This is a genomic window from Chryseobacterium lathyri (genome assembly GCF_030812195.1).
GTDB classification, from domain to species: domain Bacteria; phylum Bacteroidota; class Bacteroidia; order Flavobacteriales; family Weeksellaceae; genus Chryseobacterium; species Chryseobacterium lathyri_A.
Genome location: NZ_JAUSSF010000003.1, coordinates 664,713 through 683,432 on the forward strand (window position 1 = coordinate 664,713; position 18,720 = coordinate 683,432).

An 18,720-nucleotide genomic window follows, 5' to 3' on the forward strand; every position below is an offset into this window, starting at 1 on the left:
TTAAAAAACCATCAGATTGATGGTTTTTTTGTCTTAATAGCCTCCGGGTGAAGATTCATTTTTTATTAAATTCAAAGCTGAGGATGTTCCGATTCTTTTTACTCCCATACTGATCATTCTTTCAGCATCTTCAGGGGTTCTTACACCTCCGGCTGCTTTTACGGGAAGTTTTCCTGCATTATCCAGCATGATTTTTATACCTTCAAATGTAGCACCGTTCGGCTTACCGTCTTCTGTCTGATAAAAGCCTGTAGAAGATTTCACAAAAATGTTCGGCAGATCATTTTCGGAAAAATTTTCCACCGCCCAGTTTGAGATATTCTTAGTAATATCTGCAATCTGTACATCTGTCAGCGCTGCAATTTCAATGATCCATTTTGCAATCTTCTGATTCTGCAGAGCAAGTTTTGTACATTTTACAAACTCGTCTTTTACCAGGACAAGATCTCCATTGAGATAGGCATTATAATTAATAACAAAATCGAGTTCATCAGCTCCGTCTTCAATTGCTTGTGAAGCTTCAGCAAGCTTGTCATCAATAGAACGGTTTCCTTCATGAAAACCTATTACAGTTCCCACTACAACATTTGAATTTCTTTCCTGAATATACTTTTTGATCTCGGCTACATAATCCGGACGGATCATTACGGCAAAAATACCATGGTCTATGGCTTCCTGCGCAAGCTTTTTATCTATCTGTAATGTTTCTTCGTTTGAAATACCTGACTGTTCGGGTGTTTTCAAATAGGTTGAATCCAAATATTGGGCAATCTTCATAATCTTTATACTTTCAGTTGTCTGTAAATACCTTGTTCCAAAGATATGAAAGTTTCCGTTCTTGTCACCCCTTTCAGCTTCTGAAGTTTGTTTAGGATTTGCATAAGATGGTCATTGTCTTTACAAAGAACCTTTAAGAATATGGTGTAATTTCCTGTTGTGTAATGGGCTTCTACGACCTCATTCACTTCTTTCAGAGATTTTACAACCTCCGGATAATGGCTGGGCTGGTCCAGAAACATTCCGATATACGAAATTACTTTATATCCAATTTTTTTAGGATTAAGGAATGAAATAGAGTTTTCAATAACTCCGGCATGCTCGAGTTTTTTAATTCTCTGATGTACTGCTGTTGTAGAAATTCCAACATTTTTTGAAATGTGGGCTAAGGACGTTTTAGCATTATCCATCAGCATGTAAATGATCTCTTTGTCAATCGAGTCTAAATGATAACTTGTGTTACTTGAATTTTTCATTTTCTACTTTATTATTTATGTTTTTGTTTCTTCAAATTTTACAAAAACCGGAAAGTGGTCGCTGTATCCGCCTAAATACCGTGTACCGGCATAGGTTCGGAAGGGACGTCCTTCAAAATTTTTCACCTGGCTGCTTATTTTTTCAGAATTAAAAATATGGGCACTCTGAAAATTCAAAGCATCATTTTCAAAAAGGGATTTTGAAATGATAATCTGATCATACAGCAGTCCGGACTTATAATGAAAAGTAGAATAATTTCTTGTATTAAACAATTCTTGAAAAGGGTTTACCAGGACCTTCTCATGTTTGTTGTCGTAGAGAATTTTTACTAAATTTCCATCATCAGGGTTTTCGTTAAAATCACCACACAATATTACATGTTCCTTTTCGCTACCTACAATTTTCAGAATCCTGTTACGGATTTCATTAAGAATAAAGTCTCTTTTGGGCTTATTAATATCTTTTTCTCGCTTAGAGGGAAGATGGGCGATAAAAACATTAATAATAGTTTCTTTATACTTAATTTTAGAAAACAGTACGTCTCTGGTTGTGTCGTAATTTTCTGTGTTTTTTCTATTTATAATTTCAAAGAAGAAGGTAATAGTTTCTGAGTCTATAATCTCTACTTTGTCTTTATGATATAACATAGCTACATCTACCTTTCTCTCGTCCATAGAATTGTAATGTACAATTCCATATTCTGAATTAAAAGGTTCCATTTCCACCAAATCCTCTAAAACTTTCCTTCCGGAAACTTCAGAAAGCCCGATTAAAAATGGAAGTGTTCCATTTTCCTCCTTCATTAATTGAAAAACATGTGAAATTTTAAAAAGCTTGTTCCTATATCTTCTTTCATCCCAACCTTTCAATCCTGATTTTGTAGGATCTAATCTGTGAAGAGGTTTAGGATCAGGTAAAAATAAATTTTCAACATTATAAAAAGAGAACATCTCCATCCGCAAAATTTGCTATCTTAAAATTATCAATTTCTTTTTCGTTGTAAATTTATTGTTTTTTTTCAAATTTTATTAATTTATTTATAATATTTTCATATTAATATTATGTAAGCAATATAAAACATTTAACAAAAATTATCAATAAAAAACACCTTTACAGTGTCAAATTATTAAGCATTTAAAATTACCAACACATAAAACAAAAACAAAACAATATACAGTTGCTTAATTAACAAGAAAAAAATTATAGTCATTATGAAATATGGTGGATAATTTTCATTCACACTTCACCTTATGTCAATTCTTATTCCATTTAATCAACAGATTCCCACAAACATGAAAAAAAAACATTTTTCTTATAGTTTTGCGTTATTATTTTTAGAGCAAGTCAGGACGTTTTTCCTGGGTGATCCTTACAGCTTCTTCATGGCGCCATTCTTCGATCCTGGCAAAATTTCCACTTAATAACACCTTCGGCACCTCCAATCCTTTATAAACCTCAGGCCTTGTATAAATGGGCGGTGAAAGAAGATCATCCTGGAAGCTGTCTGTAAGCGCGCTTTGTTCATCGTTTAAAACTCCCGGAAGCAGTCTGATAATGGAATCTGCAAGAACACATGCAGCCAGCTCACCTCCTGTAAGTACATAATCACCAATTGAAATTTCTTTGGTAATATGAAGATCACGAACTCTCTGATCAATACCTTTGTAGTGGCCACAAAGGAAAATCAGATTGTTTTTTATTGAAAGAGTATTTGCAATTTTTTGGGTTAATGTGATACCGTCCGGCGTAAGATAAATTACTTCATCATACTGTCTCTGGGATTTAAGTTCAGAAATACATTTATCCAACGGCTCTATCATCATCACCATTCCTGCTCCGCCTCCATACGGTTCATCATCAATCTGTCTGTGTTTGTTGATCGCCCAGTCTCTCAGGTGATGGAAATGAACTTCTACTAAACCTTTATCCATGGCTCTTCTTAAAATAGAAGTCTGAAACGGACTTTCCATTAATTCGGGAAGTACGCTTATTATATCAATTCTCATTGTAATGTTCCGTTTTTCTTATTAGGTGAAATAATTAATCTTAAAGAAGAATCTTTGTTGAAATAGCTCCACATCCAGTTGAAGAAGACCGCAAGCTTATTCCTTACGCTCAGGATGAGCATCAGGTGAAGGAACATCCAGAAATACCATGCCAGGAATCCCTGAAATTTCATAAACGGAAGATCTACTACAGCTCTGTGCTTTCCAATAGTTGCCAATGAGCCCTGATCTTTGTACTCATACTCCACCCAATCTCCTGCATTTTTCTTCAGCAGATTTTTACCTAAATTTTTAGCTTGATTAATGGCTACGTTTGCTACCTGCGGATGCCCCTGCGGATACTTTGGTGTTTCCATATAGGCAATATCTCCTACTGCATAAATATTGTCGTACCCTTTTATTTTATTAAATCTATCTACTATATATCTGTTTTTTACTAATTTTTCATCAGGAAATCCACCCACCACATTTCCGGTAACTCCTGCTGCCCAGATCACATTATTGGATGGAATATCTTTTCCGCTTTTCGTGTATACTTTATTACCGTCATAGTCCGTAACGACTTCACCGCTTAGAAAGGTTACCCCAAGATCTTTAAGATACTTTTCAGATTGTTCCTGTGCCTCACTGCTCATTACTGCAAGCGGCTTTTCTGTAGAACTTACCAGAATGATCTTAAGCTGGTTGAAATTCATGTACGGATAATCTCTTGGAAGAATTTCTTTTTTCATTTCTGCAAAAGCACCTGCCAGCTCTACACCGGTAGGCCCGCTTCCGACAATAACGATATTCCAGTTGCCATCATCACTCCTGCTTTTTTCAAGGATGAGTTTTTCAAAGGTCATCAGTACATGATTCCTGATGCTTATCGCTTCCTGGGTATTTTTCATTCCGAAAGCCCTTGCTTCCATATCTTTGTTTCCAAAGAAATTGGTTTTACACCCTGTAGCGATTATCAGTTTGTCATAGGTAAACTCAGCTTCATCCGTAATCACCTTATTGTTGGCAGGATCAATCTCCTTAACTTCGGTAAGACGAAACTGTGTATTTCTGGATTGCTGAAAAATCTTCCTGAAAGGGAAGGAAATATTGGATGGTTCTATCCTTCCGCATGCAACCTGATAAAAAAGCGGCTGAAACATATGATGATTCACCCGGTCCAGAACAATTACTTTTTTATTTCTGTTATTCAATGTTTTAGCAAGCTGCAGCCCCGCAAAGCCTCCTCCTATAATGATGATCTTTTCGCGTGTTTCCATAATACACAAATTTACTGATTTTATTTAGCATTTAGTAGTGAAAAAAGTTAGTTTTGCAAAACTTTATGACACCAAAAAAGTACACCAAAAAGACGGCCAAAAAAGTACATAAAAACCGTCGGAAGAATTATTTTTTCCGGAGAAAAGTAATATTGGCTGTTTTAATTCTTGCTTTAATAGGAACAGGATTTTACCTGAAACAGTCTGTCAGCTATTATTATGCACTGTACTTCAATAAATTCAGACATAAAAAACTACACAACAATGAAGTAGAAGCAGCAAGGATTCAGAAGATTCTTACGGCAAATCTTGACAAAACATATGGTTTTGATGTTTCTCATTATCAGAACAGGGAAGATATCAAATGGGACAGCCTGAGTATTGGAAACAAAACAATTCCATTGGAATTCGTAGTCATGCGTGCCACGATGGGAAACCGTAATGCCGACAAGCATTTCGATGAGTTCTGGATGAAGGCCCAAAAGCATAATCTGATTCGCGGAGCCTACCATTTTTACAGGGCTGATGAGGATCCTGTGATCCAGGCCAATAATTTTTTAGCCAACGTAAAACTGGAAAGTGGAGATCTTCCTCCTATTTTAGATATTGAAAAGATCCCGAAAAGAAAAACTAATAAAAAACTGATAGAAGATTTAAAGGTATGGTGCAAGATCGTAGAGGAAACTTATGGGGAAAAGCCAATCATCTATACTTATTATCATTACTATAAAGATTTTCTAAAGGGAGAATTTGATGATTATCCGCTCTGGCTGGCAAATTACAATGATGTGCCCTCTCCCACTCCTAATGATCATTGGGATTTCTGGCAATTTACAGAAAGTGGTATCGTTCACGGGATTAACACGAAGGTAGATCTCGACATCTACAATGGAAGCACCTGGTCACTGAAAAGACTCACGCTGGATTAGCTAGAATGATGACAGGAATTCTTGGAGGAATTACCTTTCCGGCTTATTCAATTAATTAAAGTCAATCTGATAAATCATTAGGAATTGCAGAAATCAAACATCTGCAACACCTTTCTACCTCCCCCTTTCCGGTTTCACTCCAATCAAAATCATTTCTCCAGAAACTTTAAAATATCTGCATTCAGCTCATCTGCATTCTCAAAAGGAATCATGTGGGTTGCATTTTTATAGATCTTAAGCTCGGCATGAGGTATTTGTTTGGCCATCATTTCGGTATGATCCTGTTTGATCACATCTTTATCACCTGCAATCACCAAAACCAGATTTTCTATTTTTGAAAGTTCTTTTTTGCTGATATGCGGCTCTTTAAGCATGATTGTTACTAATCTGCGTTCATTAAATTTTTCGGGTTTATTCTCCACATTCAGTACCAGAAGCTGGGTTTTCATATGAGAAATCAATCGTTCGTCAACACCTGCGGGAGAGGCATTTGCCCCGATGACAATTAATTTATTAAGATTTTTCGGATATTTTAAAGCAAATTCAAGGCCTGTGATCCCGCCGTCACTCCATCCGGCAATATTGATTTTATTTAGCCCTAACTTATTAGCAAGCGCTTTTATATCTTCTGCAAATTGGATATAGGTAAACTCTTTATGAGAAGTATCGGCACTTTTGCCTTGTCCCCTGGTATCCGGAACAATCACTTTGAAGTGTTTCGACAGAACTGGGATCTGCTGGTAAAAATCTTTTATGCTTCCTGAATTTCCATGAAGAAGAAAAAGAGGCTCCCCTTCCCCATAGATTTCATAGTAAAGTTTGGTGTCTTTCAATTCAATATAATTACCCAAAGATTTGTTTTTTCCGTAGCCGGACTCTTCAGATTCTTTATTATACTGGGAAATATCAGAGATGAGCCCTTCAAGGTCATCTCCTGAAGCCGCTACTTCGTCTTTGATATTCTTCGCGCTTTTATCCACTTTTACATCGATATTGATAGCCGGTGCTGCAAGAGTTATTTTCTGCCAATCTCCATAAAACTTTCTGATAAAGCCTGTTCGGAACAGGGCCGCGCTGATATTTACCTTTCCTTCAAATTCTTTTAAAAACTGAATTCCGATAAAGAATTTTCCCTGAACCCAGATATTATGCTCATTAACATCTAGCGCATACGTTCCGTCTTTGATCATATCCTCTGTAAGTTCTACCGTTATTTCTTCCTCCAGGATATTTTTATCCGGAAAACCGTTTTTTTCCGTGTAAATACTGTACCTCATCAATACAGGCTTGTCTGATGTATAGCTGGCAATATTCAGGTTGATGTTTTTGATCTTGGACCTTTTGCTGGCATTAAATTCCAAAGCTGTTTCTCCAAGGAAATCTTCTTTTCTGAACTTGGGATTAACGGAATACAGAACACTTTTTGTTTTCGTATTGACTCCCCAGTTTTTATCAACCAGTTTTTTGATTTTAATATTGACTTCCTTTATATCTTTAACTTTTTCTTTTAAAAATATTTGCTGCCGGCTCTGTTTTCTGAAATTCTGTACAGTTTCAGCATAAGGCTCATAACCTGGAACTTCTATTCTGAGCTTTCGGGAAGCATCCAGTCCGGAAAGATCAATAGAAAAGTTGCCCGCTCCATCAGAAACAGTTCCTATATTTTCTTTTTCTATCCCAATTTTCACATAAGGAACCGGCTGGTTTTCATTGTTGGACATAACAGTTCCGGAAATCACTTGCGCATTAAAAGAACAGGCAGCTAAAAGAAAGAAGAAGGCATTGAATTTTTTCATGGTTTAAGTTTGTGCAAAATTCTTCATTTCCCCCATTGAATATTCATAATGCCCTATTAAATTTTAAAACCGTTTAGTTAAACTTATGGTAAAACATCACTGATCTGTGATCAAATTTCTAAAAAATATATAAACTTTCTTTAAAGAGCATTCATGATCTCTTCCCAGGAATACACTCTTTTGTAGTTTTCATTTTCTATGAGTTCATTATGAGGCTGTGTAAAAATGAATTTCTCTCCGGGAAAATGATCCAGGTTTTTCGGATAATCATCGATCATTATATCTCCATGAACTACCTTTTTGCTCCCGCATAAAACAATTTGTTCCCAGCTGATAAAAGGAAAATGTTCTGCCAGCCAGTCAAATTTTTCTCTTAAACTGTTTGGAAATTCCATCCCTGCTGAAACGATATACAGTTCATATTTGCTGTTAATATATTCTAAAGCGTCCCGGCTTCCTTCCATTACGGGAAGTGTTCTGAAAAATCCTACTTCATTAACGTGTTTTTTTCCGTTCGGGAAAGCTTCAAGTTCCGTCATTCCTGTAAGATCACGGATCTCAATTTCTTTTCCGGAATCTCTTTTTTCAAACTGCATAAGCTGATGGTAGACATCTGCCATTACCCCATCCATATCTACAATTACTTTTTTCATTATTTAAATGTGATTTAATATTTTTTTAAAATTAAGATTAAGTTTGGTTCAAATTTACTAAATATCTTCTCAGAGATTGGGTGCCAGAATATTAAATAAATCTTAAAACCCTTCTCTAAGCTGAATTCAAATTGAGTAATGAATAGCATTCTGTAAAACTTTTCTAGTTACATTTTCGTACTTTTGCCGCTCAATCCAAAATCAATATCAAACCATTACATTCCAATGAATTACGTTTCTGTCGAAAATCTTACTAAATCTTATGGCATCAAAGTTTTGTTCGAAAATATCTCCTTTCATGTAAATGAAGGAGACAAAATAGCCATTGTTGCCAAAAACGGAAGTGGAAAGTCTACCCTTCTTAAAATATTAATGGGGAAAGAAATTGCAGACAGCGGAACTGTAAATATTAATAAAGACATCCAGGTAGTCTTATTTGACCAGGAGATCGATTTTGATTCTGACTTAACCATTGATGAGTTTATGATGACGCTTGATTCTGCGCCCATTCAGGCTTTGAAAAATTATCATAAATCATTGCTTTCTACAGATTATGATTTTATTGAAAAAGCTTTGGCTGAAATGGAAATTCATAAGGCGTGGGATCTGGAAAATGATATGAAACAAATTCTCTCCCAGCTGAAAATCACTGATCTGGATGCTAAAATGGGAACTCTTTCAGGAGGACAGATCAAACGTGTTGCTCTGGCAAAACTATTAACTGAAACAAGAGCCGAACACCGCCATACGCTTCTCATCATGGATGAGCCCACCAACCACCTTGATGTGGAAATGGTAGAATGGCTTGAAAGCTATTTGAGTAAAGCAAAAATAACGTTGATTCTGGTTACTCACGACAGATATTTCCTCGATGCAGTTTGCGGAATCATCTGGGAGATGGAAGATAAGAACCTGTATTTCCACAATGGTTCTTATGCAACTTATCTTGAAAACAAAATGATCCGTGAGGACAATATGAACTCTACTATCGACAAAGCCAATAATCTTTACAGAAAAGAACTGGAGTGGATGAGAAGACAGCCCAAAGCGAGAACTACAAAATCGAAATCCAGACAAGATGACTTTTACGAAACTGAAAAAATAGCCAAAACCGATACGAGAAAAGAATCTCTGGAACTTGATTTCGAAATGAAAAGGCTCGGAAACAAAATTCTGGAACTCAGGGATATTTCTAAAAGCTATGGCGATAAATTATTATTAAAAGATTTCAGCTATCAGTTTCAAAGAGGAGAAAAGGTAGGAATTGTAGGAAAAAACGGAGCCGGAAAATCTACATTACTGAATATCATCCAGGGACTTGAACCCAAAGATTCGGGAGAAATTGAAACGGGAGAAACGATCAAATTCGGATATTTTTCACAAAAAGGACTGAAGTATAAAGAAGACGAAAGAGTCATTGATTTCATCAAAGAAATTTCTGAAAACTTTCCTTTAGCTAATGGAAAAACCATTTCTGCATCACAATTTTTGAGATTATTTTTATTTGATGACCAAACACAGTATTCCCCTATTTCAAAACTTTCGGGAGGTGAAAAAAGAAGACTGCATCTGATGTATATTTTGTATCAGAATCCTAACTTTCTGATATTTGATGAACCTACTAACGATCTTGATCTTCCGACATTGACTGTACTGGAAAACTTTCTGTTGAACTTCCAGGGAAGTTTGATTATTGTTTCTCACGACAGATATTTTATGGACAGAATTGTTGATCATATTCTTGCGTTTGAAGGAAATGGAAAGATCAAAGATTTTATCGGCAATTTCTCAGAGTACAGGGAAGCCAAAAGCCGTGAGGATGCACAGGAAAAAAATGCAGTATCCAAACCGGAACCTGTAAAAGAAATTGTTGCTGTACCAGAAGCTCCACAGCCTACTTCTCAAAAAAGAAAAATGTCTTTTAAAGAACAAAGGGAACTGGAAACAATAGAAAAAGAAATGCCTGAGCTTGAACAGCAGCGTGCTAAGATCATTGATCAATTAAATAACGAAACGGATTATGAAAAGGTAGCCAAACTTTCTGCTGAATTAGAGGCCATTTCTGAAAAGCTTGAAGAGTATGAGATGAGATGGCTGGAGCTTCAGGAGCTTTAAATAAGCTTGAGAGTTTTAGAATAGGAGTGTCTGAAGGTTCATACCAAACGCTATTATTCTAAAACTCTCTTACCATCAAACTCTACTACAAGTAAACCATCTTCTCCCCTTTTGAGCTCTCCAGGGATGCGTCTATGATCTTCATATTCTGGACAATTTCTCTTCCCTGAGATGGCAATGCATATCCGAAAACAATATATTCATAGATCTGCTGGTAGTAATCCATATAATTTCCGGGCTCGCTGGCAGTCAGGATTCTTTCGGTTTCTGAGTTTTCATTTAAGAAATTTAAAATCCCGTCTGCTTCTTTTAAAGGCTCAGTCCATTCCTTGCCATAAACCGGTATAGCCCCTGCAACCAGTTCGTTTTCCTGATTATCGGTTCTTTCCTGTAAAAAGCTTCCTTTTTCTCCATAAATGGTGTATGCGTAATGGGCTTCTTTTGTAAAGACAGATGATTTCAGCCTTACTCTCAGATTATTTTTATAATACAACAGGATTTCAAAATAATCATTGGCATATTCTTCTCCTTTCATGGAAAATACATCGGCAAAAAGCTTTTCAGGATACCCGAAATACTGCACCGCCTGATCTACAAGATGGGCTCCCAAATCATGAAGTGACCCCGAACCTGTTTGCAGTGGATCTTCTTTATGCTGTTTTCCGCTGGGCGTGGTACGGAATCTGTCGAAACGGATTTCCGCTTCTTTAATATTTCCCAGCTTCCCTTCATTGAGTATTTTATAAACCTGTAAAAAATCACGGTCAAATCTTCTGTTTTGGTAAACGCTTAAAAATAATCCTTTTTCTTCTGCCAGATTCACAAGCTGCTCTGCTTCTGATACACTTACTGTAAAAGGTTTTTCAACAATTATATTTTTTCCTGCCTCAAGCGCCATTTTAGCATATTCAAAATGAGTCTGTACTGGTGTATTGATGATCACGAGTTCAATATCTGCATTCTGAAGCATATCCTCTACCGAACGGTAAATGGTAGCTTCCGGATATTTTTCTTTTGACTCTTCTTTACTTCTCTCTACTACGGCAGCCATAAAAAATCCGGGATGTTCTTTTAAAAACGGAGCATGAAATATTTTTCCGCTCATTCCAAAGGCACAAAGCCCTGCTTTTATCAATTGCATAATATATAATTTTCAACAAATATATTCAATAATCCTCAGTTTAAGAAGGCTCAGAAGCAATTGCTTATTTTGCAGCATTCATAAAATATGATTTAAATCATTTTATTATTTTTATCAATTCTAAATTAACATTTGAAAAATCCTTACTTTTGCCGCTATTTAAAACTAGTCTACATAAAAATAAAATGAACAAACAACTTGCATCAATAGGATTTTTATTGGCAGCCCTGTCTTTAGGCGCACAAATGAAAAATACTGAAACAGATACCATCAGAACCCAGACCATTGAAGATATTAACCTTCATAAAACAGGTAATCCGAACCAGGCTAGACCACTATCTACAAAATCTACCCTTACGGTAATGGAAACCCCTCAGCCAATATCCATTGTAACCCACGAAATTATTGAACAACAACAGGCAAAGCAGCTGAGCGATGTTCTTCAAAATGTAAATGGTATGTATATTACTTCATCCAGAGGTAATTCTCAGGACAGTTTTGGTGGACGTGGATTTATTTTGGGAAATGATAATATTTTTAAAAACGGTGCAAGAGTTAACAGTGGTGTTTTTCCTGAAGTAAGCGGCCTGGAAAGAGTTGAAGTACTCAAAGGAGCCAATGCGATGCTGTACGGAAATACAGCTGCAGGAGGTATCATTAATATGATCACTAAGAAGCCTAAATTTAATTTTGGAGGAAGTGTAGGACTGAACGGCGGAAGCTGGAACTCTTATAAGCCAACAGTTGATATTTACGGGCCTTTATCTAAAAACATTGCATTCAGAGTTAATGGTGCTTATGAGTATGCGGAAAGTTTCAGAGATGTTGTAGAATCTGAGAAATACTATTTCAATCCTTCATTTTTATTCAATTTAAGTCCGAAATCTCAGCTAATTGTAGAAGCGGATTATCTTCAGAATAATTTCACCCCGGATTTTGGAATTGGTTCTATTACCAATGCTGACAAAAGCTACACTATGAATAATCTGCTGTCCAAAAATGCTTTCCTGGGAACAGACTGGCAGTACCAAAATGTAGAGCAATTATCAACGAACATCACATTTAATCATCAGTTCAGTGAAAGATGGTCATTGAGTGCTACCGCTTCTTATCAAAATTACACTAAAGATTACTTTTCCACAGAAAGAATACAATGGGAATATACAACCGGTAATCGATTAGCATGGAAAAGACCTTTAAACAGAACTTACAACGAACAAAATTATACATCGTTCCAAGCTAATATCAATGGTGAATTCAACACAGGAAAAGTTAATCATAAAGTTTTAATAGGAGCAGATGCTGATTATGGCATTGCTGATTCCTATACTTATTATGATCCTACTATTGCTGATCCTAAGAAGGCAGTATATGGAACTTCTTATCTGTTTGGTACGAACGGAAATTCTAATGGCCTTGTTTATTTGGATGATCCGTCTACATGGGCTGGTGGCAGTATGCCTACTTCGGAACGCGTAGCAAAATTTGAGCGCTCAAGAATTCCTACACAAAGGATAGGGGTATATGCTCAGGATTTCATCAGCATTTCAAAGCAGTTTAAAGTACTTGCAGGCTTAAGATGGTCTTATGTGGAAAACAAAAGCACAAGAAAGGAAAACTTTAAAGACAATACTACTCCGTATGTTCCGTTCTCAAGTTCATCCGATATGGCCATATCACCAAAAGCAGGTATCATCTATATGCCGAATGATAATTTATCAGTATTCGCAACCTATACCAATTCATTCTCCAATAATGTTGGTTTGAACAGACTTGATCAAAATCAAGCTCTTAAACCTACTTATATTGATCAATATGAAGTGGGAGCAAAGAAAAACCTGTGGAATAATGCCCTGGCTATTAATCTTACTGTTTACCAGATTCTATACAAAAATTATTATCAGGTTGCTTTAAATGATGCGGGATTACAAATAGATCCTAACGGACTTTTAAAAGATTTTGCAGGAAAAATGAGAAGCCGCGGTGTGGAGCTGGATATCACAGGAAATCCTACAGAAAATCTATCAATTATTGGAGGGTTCTCTTACAACAATTCAGTATATCTTGATACTCCTGAACAATTTGGATATGTAGAAGAGCAGAGACTTGTGAGAACTCCGGCTACCACAGCCAATGCATCAATTTTCTATAAATTCACCAGATTTGCCAAAGGGCTAAAAGTAGGGGCAGGCGCTTACTTTATAGGTGACCGATTGGCAGGATGGAATGATACAAAAACCGGAAGCAATAGTTTGGCTGCCAGAAATGGAGTAAGCAGAGTATTTGAATTAAAAGATTATACAACAGTAAACGTATCTATAGGCTACGAATGGAATAAATTCTCCATCCAGGGGAAAGTGGGCAACCTGTTCGATGTAGTGAATTACAACGTACATGAAAACTATTCTGTAAATCCTATTACACCAAGAAACTATTATTTTACACTGACCTATAAACTATAGAATTAAATATATAATAATTTCATCATTCAAAGTGGAAATTGCATTTTTGCAGTTTCCATTTTTAAATATAAACAAACAATACGATATGGATAAGATTAAGGACACAAGAAGTTTTATGAGGATTACCCACCGCTATCTGGGGTATTTTCTTGCAGGCATAATGGCTGTATATGCGGTGAGCGGTATTTTACTTGTTTACAGGGACACCGATTTCCTTAAAAAAGAAAAAAAATATGATAAAACTGTCGCTGTCAATCTTACAGAGAAAGAACTTGGAAAAGAACTGAAGATCAAAGGTCTTGAAGTAGAAAAAAATGAAGGTACTGTTCTCTATTTTAAGCAGGGGACTTATGATACCACTACCGGAAAGGCAAAATACTCTAAAAAGGAGCTTCCATTTGTACTGGACAAGATGGTTAAACTTCATAAATCCCAGTCAAAAGATACCCTATCACCCCTGAATACGTTTTTCGGGATCTCTTTATTTTTCTTTGTGATCTCCAGCTTCTGGATGTTCAACCCTAAAACAAAAGCTTTCAAACGCGGAATAAAATTCACCATTGCAGGCCTTATCATTTCGGTAATTCTTCTGTGCATTTAAATTATAAAATCATCAAAAAAATGACCAAATAATTCACATTTCGATTACCTTCAAATTAACATTTATTCTGAGTTTTTATCTAAAATTAAGAAGCTTGGCACATTTCTTGTTTTTTATTTATTCTACAAATGGTAACATTTAATTATTAAAATAATAAATTATGAAAAAACTAATCTTCGCAGGAATATTGGCAGCAACAGGTTTGACTGCAACAGCTAATGCTCAAATTCAAAAAGGTAACTGGCTGGTAGGAAGTAGCCTTTTATCAAGTAATTTTGGTTTAAATACTGGTGGTGGATACAGCATTGCTATTCAGCCTAAAGGTGCTTATTTTATAGATGATAATGTTGCAGTGGGTGGATATGTTAATTTAGGAATTAGCAAAGTTACCAATGGTAGCCCAACAAGATTTGATTATGCAGTAGGTGGATTGGGTCGTTATTATCTTTCTCCGGGTGAAAAAGGAGTGGATAATTTACTAAATCACGGACGTTGGTTCTTTGAAGGTAATGTAGGGATCGGAGGATCATCTGTTGAAAACGGTAATTCTACAACAGGTCTTGACTTTGGTGTAGGCCCAGGTTACTCTTACTTCATTACTCCAAACATTGGTTTAGAAGGCTTGGTTAAATATCAGGGGCAAACTGGATTTGGTAGCGAAGGCTTAAATTCTAATATTACGTTCAACGTAGGATTCAGTATTTATTTACCTACTTCAAAGGCTAAAGAAGTAGCTAATGATTTGAAATAATCACTTTATATTCACTTGAATAAAAAATGAAATCGCCCCGAAATTATTTCGGGGCGATTTTCGTACAAATTAAAACTAAACTATAAAAAATCAAATAAATCATGTATTAGGTTGAGGCGTATATCTCAGATACGGCTTTATTTCTGTCACTCCTTTTGGGAATATCTTTCTGGCATCATCTGTTGAAATAGCAGGCGGTACAATAACATCGTCGCCATTTTCCCAGTTAACAGGAGTAGCTACTTTGTGTGAATCAACCAGCTGAAGAGAATCCAGCACTCTTAGGATCTCATTAAAATTCCTTCCTGTAGAAGCCGGATAAGTAATGATCAGCCTCACTTTTTTATCGGGATCAATGATCAATAAAGACCGTACGGTAGCCGTAGCTGAAGCATTCGGATGAATAAAATCATAGAGTTCCGAAATTTTCCGGTCCTTATCAGCAATAATGGGAAACTGTACATCTGTATTCTGAGTTTCATTAATATCTTTAATCCAGCTTTGATGGTCTTCTACCCCATCTACACTTAAGGCGATAACTTTTGTTCCTCTTTTATCAAATTCCGATTTCAGTTTTGATGTATAGCCCAGCTCTGTAGTGCATACCGGCGTATAATCTGCAGGATGTGAGAATAAAATTCCCCAGGAATCCCCTAAAAATTCATGAAATTTAATATCACCTAAAGACGTCTCTGCCTGAAAGTCCGGTGCTGTATCTCCGAGTTTGATTGACATAATATTCCGCTTTGTTAGTCTACAAATTTAGTAGACTTTTTGATACTGGCAAAATTTTTGTTGAAATTTATTTATATTTAATAAATTTTTTTCATGCAGAACAATGGATACAGCTACTTAGATGTTATTTACAGGGTTTTGGAAAGCTGGTATATGAGGTTTGCCGAGCTTACACCGAAACTTATCGTCGGAATTTTAGTATTTTCGTTTTTTCTTGTTACCAGTAAATACTTAAGCTTAGGGGCTGTAAAATTATTTCACAAATTTTTCCCAAAGAGCCAAAAAGAGAGTTCTTTGGTTACTTTAATAAGCATATTCAGATTCCTGATCATGCTGATGGGGACTTTCATTGCCCTTGAAATCATGGGTTTCAGCGGTTTCCTGTGGAAGTTTATCGGAAGTTTAGGGGTGGCCGGAGTAATTGCCGGGGTCGCTTTAAAGGATCTGGTGTCCAGTATTTTTTCGGGAATGCTGATCGGGATTGACAAAGCATTTAAAATAGGAGATTATATTACGATCGGAGCCCATTCCGGAACAGTTCAGGAAATCGGTTTTTTAACGACAAAAATCATTACTGACGACGGTAGAAAAGCTTACATCCCAAACCAGGTGATCTTCAATGCTCCTTTTTACAATATCACAGCTTCGCCACAGCGCAGAATTATTTTAAATTTTGAGATTCCTGCGGATGAAGACATCAGCAAAGCCCAGAAAGGCATGCTGGATGTCATTAAAAACCTGGATGGTGTAGACAGACTGGATACTTCAGAAGTGATCTTTACCGATTTGAAACAGGGTAATTTCAACCTCCAGGCTAAATTCTGGATGAAAGTAGGCGCCAATATGGTTCAGGTAAAAAGTGAAGCCTATCTCAGCATCAAGGAACGTCTGGATGCAGATCAAATTCAACTGGTAACTCCTACAAGCATCAGTATTACCAGCGGTGAGAATAATTTAAATGAAAATCAGGATAAATAAATGTTTTCATATTGATTCACCGGTTTAATTAGGCTAAGGTTTTAGATCCAAATTGTTATCATATAATTTCATACTTTTATGTAAAGATCTTAATCAACAAAATAATGCCATCACAATCCAATTCATTCCACCCTATTGAATCAAAAACTTCAAAAAGGCTTACTTTATTGATCAAGATGATTGGCAGATCGTTTTTAATTATGACCCCATTATACGTCATAATAATGGCTATATTGGTATTTAATGCAAAAGAAATCTCTATAGAAATAAAGAGTGTTTTAATTGCCCTTTTTATTGCAATCCTATGTTTTTGTATCTGGGTGCTCTTTCAGAAAAACAAAAAAAGTATGACCACTCATATTATTGTTGATGAAAAAGGACTTCATCATTATTGCAATCAGGACATTTTATCTTCCATCCCCTATGCTGAACTTCATCCAAACCCGGAAACTGGCAAATATGATGTATTATTGACGGAGTATGATGAATCTGCTCCTAGTTTATGTATCTATTTCTTTGAACCTGCATTAAAAAAAGCGATGCGGAAGGCTGTGAATTTAGATATTGATACAGTGATTACAAATGGTAATTTGTTGCTCAAAAATTTTGTAAAAGGAATATTGATTTTCAGGCCGGATTTAAAAGTTGCACCCAATGTTCTGGATCTTTACCATCTAGAGGAATTCAATAAATAAAATCATATTATTTCAACAGGCCACCTTCAAAATAATAACAAAAAAACCGCTCCAAAAATGGAACGGTTTTCTATTTATCTGAGAATTTTAGATTATGCTAAAACTTCTTTTACTTTGTTTGCAGCTTCTTCTAAAGTAATTGCAGAATGTACAGGAAGACCTGAATCATCAATTAATTTTTTAGCTTCTACAGCATTAGTTCCCTGTAATCTTACGATCAATGGAACAGGAAGGCTTCCCATAGCTCTGTAAGCATCTACAACACCCTGAGCCACTCTGTCACATCTTACAATACCTCCGAAGATATTGATCAGGATTGCTTTTACGTTTGGATCTCTCAAGATGATTCCGAAAGCAGTCTGAACTCTCTGAGCATCAGCAGTACCTCCTACGTCAAGGAAGTTAGCAGGATTACCACCAGATAATTTGATGATGTCCATAGTTGCCATTGCAAGACCGGCTCCGTTTACCATACAAGCAACGTTACCATCAAGTTTCACGAAGTTAAGACCAGCTTCACCCGCTTCAACGTCCATTGGATCTTCTTCTCTTGTATCTCTAAGTTCAGCTAAGTCTTTGTGACGGAACAATGAGTTGTCATCCAAAGTTACTTTAGCATCTACAGCGATAATTTTGTTATCAGAAGTTTTCAATACAGGGTTGATCTCGAAAAGAGAAGCATCAATTCCAGTGTAAGCATTGTAAAGAGATGCAATGAATTTTGTGAATTCTTTGAAAGCATTTCCTTCAAGACCTAGGTTGAAAGCAATTTTTCTAGCCTGGAATCCTTGAAGACCTAAAGCAGGATCAATGATTTCTTTGTGGATCAAATGAGGGGTTACTTCTGCAACATGCTCAATATCCATCCCTCCTTCAGTAGAATATACGATAGTATTTTTCCCTTCAGCTCTGTCTAAAAGAATAGAAACATAAAATTCTTTAGTTTCAGATTCTCCAGGATAATAAACATCTTCTGCAACCAAAACAGAGTGTACTTTTTTACCTTCAGCAGAAGTTTGTGGAGTTACCAACTGCATTCCGATGATGTTCTGTGCATTTTCTTTAAGCTTATCCATGTTTGGAGAGAACTTAACACCACCACCTTTACCACGTCCACCTGCGTGAATCTGTGCTTTTACTACCCAAGCCTGAGCTCCGGTTTCAGCAGTAAGCTTTTCTGCAGCTGCTACAGCTTCGTCTACATTATTCGCTACGAAACCGCGTTGGATAGCTACTCCATACTTTGATAAAATCTCTTTTGATTGATACTCGTGAAGATTCATATTATTTTATTATTTTATTTTAAAATTTAAAGGTTGACAAATTTACTAAAAAGACATGGAAG

At 36.2% G+C, this 18,720-nt stretch carries 17 protein-coding genes; 7 read left to right on the top strand and 10 right to left on the bottom strand.

The features are described 5' to 3' along the window. Positions 1 to 33: 33 nt before the first annotated feature. The 5 genes from deoC to J2T03_RS18305 form a co-directional block, all read right to left on the bottom strand. On the bottom strand, positions 34 to 780 hold the full coding sequence (gene deoC, locus J2T03_RS18285) for a deoxyribose-phosphate aldolase (RefSeq protein ID WP_373426931.1): 747 nt from the start codon (positions 778 to 780) through the stop codon (positions 34 to 36). Positions 781 to 782: 2 nt separating this feature from the next. Then, complete coding sequence (locus J2T03_RS18290; RefSeq protein ID WP_116012708.1) at positions 783 to 1,253, bottom strand: Lrp/AsnC ligand binding domain-containing protein; 471 nt, start codon at positions 1,251 to 1,253, stop codon at positions 783 to 785. A gap of 15 nt (positions 1,254 to 1,268) precedes the next feature. Then, entirely contained in the window at positions 1,269 to 2,210 is a 942-nt protein-coding gene (locus J2T03_RS18295; protein WP_307220767.1) for an endonuclease/exonuclease/phosphatase family protein, read from the bottom strand. Between the two features lie 378 nt (positions 2,211 to 2,588). Continuing rightward, positions 2,589 to 3,260 (bottom strand): tRNA (guanosine(37)-N1)-methyltransferase TrmD, encoded by a 672-nt coding sequence (gene trmD / locus J2T03_RS18300; protein ID WP_306844985.1) that lies wholly within the window; start codon positions 3,258 to 3,260, stop codon positions 2,589 to 2,591. Beyond that, positions 3,257 to 4,519 carry an NAD(P)/FAD-dependent oxidoreductase gene (locus J2T03_RS18305; RefSeq protein WP_306844987.1) on the bottom strand — a complete coding sequence of 421 codons (1,263 nt, stop codon included), beginning with the start codon at positions 4,517 to 4,519 and terminating at the stop codon, positions 3,257 to 3,259. Before J2T03_RS18305 ends, trmD begins: the two co-directional genes overlap by 4 nt. A 65-nt stretch (positions 4,520 to 4,584) precedes the next feature. Between J2T03_RS18305 and J2T03_RS18310 the strand changes: the two genes are divergently transcribed. Beyond that, entirely contained in the window at positions 4,585 to 5,448 is an 864-nt protein-coding gene (locus J2T03_RS18310; protein ID WP_306844988.1) for a glycoside hydrolase family 25 protein, read from the top strand. Positions 5,449 to 5,597: 149 nt separating this feature from the next. Here the strand turns inward: J2T03_RS18310 and J2T03_RS18315 are convergent, their stop codons facing one another. Together J2T03_RS18315 and J2T03_RS18320 are read right to left on the bottom strand one after the other, a co-directional pair. Beyond that, the gene (locus tag J2T03_RS18315; RefSeq protein ID WP_307220769.1) at positions 5,598 to 7,244 is read right to left on the bottom strand and encodes an alpha/beta fold hydrolase; all 1,647 of its coding nucleotides are present in this window, start codon (positions 7,242 to 7,244) and stop codon (positions 5,598 to 5,600) included. Positions 7,245 to 7,384: 140 nt separating this feature from the next. Then, a complete protein-coding gene (locus J2T03_RS18320) occupies positions 7,385 to 7,897 on the bottom strand; it encodes a 5' nucleotidase, NT5C type (protein ID WP_306844991.1) in 513 nt (170 codons plus the stop codon). A gap of 225 nt (positions 7,898 to 8,122) precedes the next feature. On the opposite strand from J2T03_RS18320, the gene J2T03_RS18325 reads away from it, so the two are divergent. Then, a complete protein-coding gene (locus tag J2T03_RS18325) occupies positions 8,123 to 10,012 on the top strand; it encodes an ABC-F family ATP-binding cassette domain-containing protein (RefSeq protein WP_307220771.1) in 1,890 nt (629 codons plus the stop codon). 85 nt (positions 10,013 to 10,097) lie between these two features. On the opposite strand, the gene J2T03_RS18330 is transcribed toward J2T03_RS18325, so the two are convergent. Further along, the gene (locus J2T03_RS18330; protein ID WP_307220772.1) at positions 10,098 to 11,153 is read right to left on the bottom strand and encodes a Gfo/Idh/MocA family oxidoreductase; all 1,056 of its coding nucleotides are present in this window, start codon (positions 11,151 to 11,153) and stop codon (positions 10,098 to 10,100) included. Positions 11,154 to 11,338: 185 nt separating this feature from the next. On the opposite strand from J2T03_RS18330, the gene J2T03_RS18335 reads away from it, so the two are divergent. The 3 genes from J2T03_RS18335 (at position 11,339) to J2T03_RS18345 (ending at position 14,967) form a co-directional block, all read left to right on the top strand. Further along, entirely contained in the window at positions 11,339 to 13,615 is a 2,277-nt protein-coding gene (locus J2T03_RS18335) for a TonB-dependent siderophore receptor (protein WP_307220774.1), read from the top strand. A gap of 85 nt (positions 13,616 to 13,700) precedes the next feature. Further along, the gene (locus J2T03_RS18340) at positions 13,701 to 14,216 is read left to right on the top strand and encodes a hypothetical protein (protein ID WP_307220776.1); all 516 of its coding nucleotides are present in this window, start codon (positions 13,701 to 13,703) and stop codon (positions 14,214 to 14,216) included. Between the two features lie 160 nt (positions 14,217 to 14,376). Further along, a complete protein-coding gene (locus J2T03_RS18345; protein WP_306844998.1) occupies positions 14,377 to 14,967 on the top strand; it encodes a hypothetical protein in 591 nt (196 codons plus the stop codon). A 99-nt stretch (positions 14,968 to 15,066) separates the two neighbouring features. Here J2T03_RS18345 and J2T03_RS18350 read toward each other — a convergent pair whose 3' ends face one another. Beyond that, positions 15,067 to 15,702: a peroxiredoxin gene (locus J2T03_RS18350; RefSeq protein ID WP_307220778.1), complete on the bottom strand. Its 636-nt coding sequence runs from the start codon at positions 15,700 to 15,702 to the stop codon at positions 15,067 to 15,069. A gap of 93 nt (positions 15,703 to 15,795) precedes the next feature. On the opposite strand from J2T03_RS18350, the gene J2T03_RS18355 reads away from it, so the two are divergent. Then, positions 15,796 to 16,680, top strand: a complete 885-nt coding sequence (locus J2T03_RS18355; protein WP_307220780.1) for a mechanosensitive ion channel family protein — start codon at positions 15,796 to 15,798, stop codon at positions 16,678 to 16,680. Positions 16,681 to 17,027: 347 nt separating this feature from the next. Then, complete coding sequence (locus J2T03_RS18360) at positions 17,028 to 17,375, top strand: hypothetical protein (RefSeq protein WP_307220782.1); 348 nt, start codon at positions 17,028 to 17,030, stop codon at positions 17,373 to 17,375. A gap of 92 nt (positions 17,376 to 17,467) precedes the next feature. Here J2T03_RS18360 and sucC read toward each other — a convergent pair whose 3' ends face one another. Continuing rightward, complete coding sequence (sucC, locus tag J2T03_RS18365; protein WP_111955165.1) at positions 17,468 to 18,658, bottom strand: ADP-forming succinate--CoA ligase subunit beta; 1,191 nt, start codon at positions 18,656 to 18,658, stop codon at positions 17,468 to 17,470. Between the last annotated feature and the right edge of the window lie 62 nt (positions 18,659 to 18,720).

Bases quoted from the DNA above. Each gene is read 5' to 3' on its own strand.
- J2T03_RS18290 (WP_116012708.1), bottom strand. From the start codon at position 1,253: ATGAAAAATTCAAGTAACACAAGTTATCATTTAGACTCGATTGACAAA.
- J2T03_RS18295 (WP_307220767.1), bottom strand. From the start codon at position 2,210: ATGGAGATGTTCTCTTTTTATAATGTTGAAAATTTATTTTTACCTGAT.
- trmD (WP_306844985.1), bottom strand. From the start codon at position 3,260: ATGAGAATTGATATAATAAGCGTACTTCCCGAATTAATGGAAAGTCCG.
- J2T03_RS18305 (WP_306844987.1), bottom strand. From the start codon at position 4,519: ATGGAAACACGCGAAAAGATCATCATTATAGGAGGAGGCTTTGCGGGG.
- J2T03_RS18310 (WP_306844988.1), top strand. From the start codon at position 4,585: ATGACACCAAAAAAGTACACCAAAAAGACGGCCAAAAAAGTACATAAA.
- J2T03_RS18315 (WP_307220769.1), bottom strand. From the start codon at position 7,244: ATGAAAAAATTCAATGCCTTCTTCTTTCTTTTAGCTGCCTGTTCTTTT.
- J2T03_RS18320 (WP_306844991.1), bottom strand. From the start codon at position 7,897: ATGAAAAAAGTAATTGTAGATATGGATGGGGTAATGGCAGATGTCTAC.
- J2T03_RS18325 (WP_307220771.1), top strand. From the start codon at position 8,123: ATGAATTACGTTTCTGTCGAAAATCTTACTAAATCTTATGGCATCAAA.
- J2T03_RS18330 (WP_307220772.1), bottom strand. From the start codon at position 11,153: ATGCAATTGATAAAAGCAGGGCTTTGTGCCTTTGGAATGAGCGGAAAA.
- J2T03_RS18335 (WP_307220774.1), top strand. From the start codon at position 11,339: ATGAACAAACAACTTGCATCAATAGGATTTTTATTGGCAGCCCTGTCT.
- J2T03_RS18340 (WP_307220776.1), top strand. From the start codon at position 13,701: ATGGATAAGATTAAGGACACAAGAAGTTTTATGAGGATTACCCACCGC.
- J2T03_RS18345 (WP_306844998.1), top strand. From the start codon at position 14,377: ATGAAAAAACTAATCTTCGCAGGAATATTGGCAGCAACAGGTTTGACT.
- J2T03_RS18350 (WP_307220778.1), bottom strand. From the start codon at position 15,702: ATGTCAATCAAACTCGGAGATACAGCACCGGACTTTCAGGCAGAGACG.
- J2T03_RS18355 (WP_307220780.1), top strand. From the start codon at position 15,796: ATGCAGAACAATGGATACAGCTACTTAGATGTTATTTACAGGGTTTTG.
- J2T03_RS18360 (WP_307220782.1), top strand. From the start codon at position 17,028: ATGACCACTCATATTATTGTTGATGAAAAAGGACTTCATCATTATTGC.
- sucC (WP_111955165.1), bottom strand. From the start codon at position 18,658: ATGAATCTTCACGAGTATCAATCAAAAGAGATTTTATCAAAGTATGGA.